Raw genomic sequence first — 3,280 nt, 5'->3', positions numbered from 1 at the left:
CCCACTCGAACAGACCCGCCCCCGGCCATCGCCCGCCCCCACCGCACGATCCCCAGGGGCCGACCCAGTCAGGCCCCTGGCCTGGGTAGATCCGTCCCGGGGCCGGGCCCGGGAGCCGTGGCGTCCGCTGTTCGTACCGTGGACCGGTGACGCGCGCGCACTCGAACGGCCGGTACCGTGGCCCATCATGAATGCGCCCCGCACTCTTCTCGTCAAGATCTTCGGCAAGGACCGGCCTGGGGTGACCTCAAGCCTCTTCGAGGTCTTGGCCGGACACGCCGTCGAGGTCGTCGACGTCGAGCAGACCGTCACCCGAGGCCGGCTCACGCTGTGCGTCCTGATCACCACCCCCACCGACGAGGGCGGCCTGCGGGCGAACGTGCACCGTTGGGCCGACGGCGAGCGCCTGGTCGCCGAGATCCTCTCCGGCGTCGGTGACAACCGCCCGCGTGGCGAGGGCCGCTCGCACGTCACGGTGCTCGGCCACCCACTGGACGCGGCCGCGTTCGCGGGGATAGCGCACCGGATCGCGGCTGCGGGCGCCAACATCGACCGGATCTTCCGCCTGGCCAAGTACCCGGTGACCGCGATCGAGCTCCAGGTCTCCGGCGTGGAAACGGACAAACTGCGGCTGGAGCTGGCCATAGAGGCCGCCGAGCGGCACGTGGACGTCGCGGTACAGCCGTCCGGGCTGCTGCGGCGCGCCAAGCGGCTGATCGTGATGGACGTCGACTCGACCCTGATCCAGGGCGAGGTGATCGAGCTGCTCGCCGAGCACGCGGGCTGCCTCGACGAGGTCGCCGAGGTCACCGCGGCCGCGATGCGCGGCGACCTGGACTTCGCCGAATCGCTGCGGGCGCGGGTGGCGCTGCTGGCGGGGCTCGAAGAGGACGCGATCGACAAGGTCCGCGAACAGGTCGAGCTGACCCCGGGCGCCCGCACCCTGGTCCGTACCCTCAAGCGCCTGGGCTACAAGGTGGGCATCGTCTCGGGAGGATTCACCCAGGTCACCGACTCGCTCGTGGAGCAGCTCGGGCTCGACTACAGCGCGGCCAACACCCTCGAGGTGGTGGACGGCAAGCTCACCGGGCGCGTGGTCGGCGACATCGTCGACCGTGCCGGCAAGGCCCGCATGCTGCGCGCCTTCGCCCTGGACGCGGGCGTCCCGCTCTCGGCGACCGTCGCGATCGGCGACGGCGCCAACGACCTGGACATGCTCAACGCCGCGGGCCTGGGCGTGGCCTTCAACGCCAAGCCGGTGGTCCGCCGGGCCGCCGACACGGCGGTCAACGTGCCGTTCCTGGACACGGTGCTCTTCCTCCTGGGCGTCACCCGCGACGAAGTCGAAACAGCAGACGCCGCAGACGAGTGAGTGACCGCGCTTCGCGCGGCCACCCCCTGGTTGCCGCGCTGCGCGCGGGGGCGGCTTCGCCGCCGGCGGCCTCCGGCCGCTCTCCTCGCTGCCGCTCGTCGATCACCGGTCGACGATCGATCAGTGGGCGCTGACGCGCCGACGGGCGGCCGAGTGGACGTCGCGCGTGCGGGGTGCGGGGCACTGTGCGGGGGCTTGTCGATCACCGGTCGCCGAACCACCGGCGCGCCCCGACGAGTGGCCGGGTAGATGTCGCGGCAAGAGCCAGGTGACCGCGCCCTACCTGCCGGAGCACGCGGACTACCCCCGCATCCTCGCCGTCTTGAACGAGGCCGCAGGCCGCTCCGGGCTCGCGAAGTCTGCGAAGCCCTCGACCACGAACTGCTGCCGAAGAACATCGAGAGCAGCCGCGCCAAGCTGAAACGCCTGGTCAAACTCGACATCTTCACCGAGATCGACGCCGGCAGCTGCACCAGGTAGCAGTAACCAACCGAGCGCCGTGACCAGCAGCCCTGCCTCAATCTCTCCCGGGAATGAGCATCAACTCTCGAACCGCCCTCTCAGAACTGCTGCAGTCCGCTCCTGTTGCTCGGTCGACAGGCCCCCCGCCTGGCCGGATGGGCAACGGCTCTGCGACAGACGGTGCTCAGCCACTGAGCTTGGGCCAGCCGTCCTTGTTCGAGCAGGACTCGTAGTCGTAGAGGGTCAGGCGATCCCACTCCGTCCCGGCTACCTGCTCGAACGCCTCCTCGTGAACGTAGAGCAATTCCTCGCATTGCAGTGCGGTGAACGGCACGAACCGCTCCGGATGGCCGAAGACACTCTCGTATGCCTGGCGGCCGGCGGCCACGACGGCCGCTCGCGAGTACAGAAAGCTGTCGTCCGACTGTGGAAACGGCGAGCCGTCGGGCCTCTCCATCCCAAGGACGGGCAGAGTGCCGAAGTCCGCCCGGTCCAAGCGGTGGAGAGCTTCCGCGAGACGCTCACCGAAGCCGATGATCTGGCCTACCGGTTCGCGCGAGAGAATCTCGGTCAGGCGCGCGCAGGCTTCCTCGAAGCGCTTACAGGTCTCGGTGTCGGCCTCACCGCCGAAAACCTCGACGAGCTGCCAGAACCGCTCCCATGTCATTGCCGGAAGGCCGGGATCGACGTCATTGTTCAGACGTTTCCTCGAATCGTTCACGATGCGATCACCGTCAACCTCCCCCTCGTCGAACGGCTCGCCGCCCCACCGAAAACAAGGATTGATCGTCCTGTATGTGGAGCAGAAACTCGGCAACCGGGCCAGGCGGCGAGACCAGCAACAGGTCTTCTCGATCTCCTCATAGACGCCTCTCTGCGCGACGGCGCGTTGCACGACATCACCACGGACCCCCGGGACGACAAGGCCCAGATCCGCCTCACCACGACCGGCGACGACCCGGTCGCCCGGGTCGCCCGGGTCGCAGGCACCCTGCGAACCGGGCGGCCGGCACCCGACCCACTCGGGAACCGGCCGCCCGCTCCCTGGCGAACCCACACGCCCCCGACCAGCCGGGCCGTCCGTGCCACTACTCACTCAGGCCCCGCCCGAGCCGACGCGACCCCACAGGGCAGTCAAGCACCCGCACCCGCCGGCGCACCCCGCGCAGGCCAAGCGCCCCTGACCACCGCCCATCCACCCGGCCTGACGACCGAAGGCCCGACGCCAAAGCCGCCTCCGCGCAGAGCGTGGCAGCCGGGTCGTCGCACAAAGCGCGGTCACATGCCGTCGCACCGGGCGGCCGTGTGACCCGGTGGCCCCTCCGCGACGACCGCTCGGCTCCGCCCTCGGCGCGTCAGCGCCCACTGATCCATCGTCGACCAGTGATCGACGAGCCCGCGAGGAGAGCGGCCGGAGGCCGCCGGCGGCGCAGCCGCCACCGCGCG

3 protein-coding genes are annotated in these 3,280 nt (G+C 70.3%); 2 read left to right on the top strand and 1 reads right to left on the bottom strand.

All coding sequences use genetic code 11. The features are described 5' to 3' along the window. Positions 1–187 precede the first annotated feature (187 nt). The gene (serB, locus tag GT354_RS34420; RefSeq protein WP_161360293.1) at positions 188–1,372 is read left to right on the top strand and encodes a phosphoserine phosphatase SerB; all 1,185 of its coding nucleotides are present in this window, start codon (positions 188–190) and stop codon (positions 1,370–1,372) included. 249 nt (positions 1,373–1,621) lie between these two features. Then, positions 1,622–1,852, top strand: coding sequence for a hypothetical protein (locus GT354_RS52920; protein ID WP_202512625.1), 231 nt, complete (start codon positions 1,622–1,624; stop codon positions 1,850–1,852). 166 nt (positions 1,853–2,018) lie between these two features. Here the strand turns inward: GT354_RS52920 and GT354_RS34415 are convergent, their stop codons facing one another. Beyond that, positions 2,019–2,729, bottom strand: a complete 711-nt coding sequence (locus tag GT354_RS34415) for a DUF4240 domain-containing protein (RefSeq protein ID WP_346012312.1) — start codon at positions 2,727–2,729, stop codon at positions 2,019–2,021. Positions 2,730–3,280 lie beyond the last annotated feature (551 nt).

Source organism: Streptomyces sp. SID3343 (genome assembly GCF_009865215.1).
In the GTDB taxonomy this organism is placed as follows: Bacteria; Actinomycetota; Actinomycetes; order Streptomycetales; family Streptomycetaceae; genus Embleya.
Note: the sequence above shows the minus strand (reverse complement) of the source record. Positions and strands in the feature narration are given on the sequence as shown.